Annotated in this window: 2 protein-coding genes; both read left to right on the top strand. The window is 58.9% G+C overall.

Annotation, left to right across the window (positions count from 1 at the left end; genetic code table 11):
- Window positions 1-627 (top strand): hypothetical protein (locus tag WDV06_RS36875; protein ID WP_395514159.1); only part of this gene is annotated, 627 nt, incomplete at its 5' end.
- A 4-nt stretch (window positions 628-631) separates the two neighbouring features.
- The coding region (locus tag WDV06_RS36870) for a phage portal protein (RefSeq protein ID WP_395514158.1) at window positions 632-1,311 on the top strand (680 nt) is incomplete at its 3' end.

The following is a 1,311-nucleotide window of genomic DNA, read 5'->3' as shown; positions in this document are numbered from 1 at the left end:
GAGGCAGAGTTGGTGGATGTACCCGCCTGGACCGACGACGAAACCGGCGAGGTACACCCGGAGTCGAAGGCGTGGGTGCGCCGCTGGGTGATGTGGCAGCACGCGTACTGCCACCCTACGGTGTTCACCCGCCGCAAGGACATCAAGAGCAAGCTGGTGGATCTCAAGAAGGCTGGCAAGCTGACGCTGTGCTCCCGCGTGGGCGAGGACAGCGAGCGCGTGGCCAAGGTGTTCAAGCGCGTCAATGACGCTGGATTGCTGTATCAGATCGGTTTCGACCGGAACGCCATCGGCGGCATCCAGGAGGCCATTGTTGCCGAAGACATCGAACAGGATAAACTGGTGAAGGTGAACCAGGGTCCGGCGCTTGCCGCCGCCATCGTGACCACCGAGCGCAAGTTGGCTGAGGGCGTGTTGGTGCATGATGGCAACGAGCTGGGCAACTGGACAACAGGCAACGCGAAGGTGGTAGTGCGCGGCAACTCCTCCTACGTTACAAAGCAGGTGAGCGGCACAGCGAAGATCGACCCGCTGATTGCGTTGTTCAACGCGGTGGACATCATGAGCACCAACCCGGAATCACAAAACGACGCTTTCGACTCCAACAACATGGTTATCTGCGGGTAAAAATATGGGCATCTGGCGGCGACTTTCAAGCAAGCTGTTCGGCGGGGGTTACGTCATCACTGACGGCCCCACTGATCCGAACGATCCCTACCAAAATGGTGTCACCGCAGATCTGGCCATGCGCCTTTCTGCCGTGTGGGCCAGCATGAACATCCGTGCAGAGACGGGTGGGCATCTTCCATTCAACCTGCGCGACAAGAACAAGAATCCTGTCAGTGACCATCCGTTGGATTTCATCATCCGGCGTAAGGCCAACGCGCTCCAAACGTCTGGCGATCTGATGTCACAGATCATCGCGCAGATGGACATGTGCGGTAACCACGTCAGCCTGATTGATCGCGGCACTGGTGGCAAGATCGTCGGCTTGCTGCCGCAAGATCCCGACCAGTGCAGTTTTGAGGTCAACAAGAGCGGCACTCGCCGCACGTGGAAGATCGACGGCCAGGACTACAACGACCGTGATGTGCTGCACATCCCGAGCTTCTCCCTCAAGGGTGGCTGGGGTGCAGCACGTTTGGACATCGGGCGGCAGATCCTGGGTGCGCAGCTGGAAGCCAACCGCAGTGCTATCGCATCGTTCCGCAACGGCATGAAGGTGGGCGGCTTCTTCAAGGTTGACAAGAATCCGACAGCAGAACAGATCAAGGATTTTGCCAACCGCATGGACGTGTTTGCCCGACCGGA

This window comes from Streptomyces racemochromogenes (assembly GCF_044129415.1).
Taxonomy (GTDB): Bacteria; Actinomycetota; Actinomycetes; order Streptomycetales; family Streptomycetaceae; genus Streptomyces; species Streptomyces racemochromogenes_A.
The sequence above is the reverse complement of the archived record's forward strand: the minus strand, read 5'-3'. Positions and strand labels throughout refer to the sequence as shown.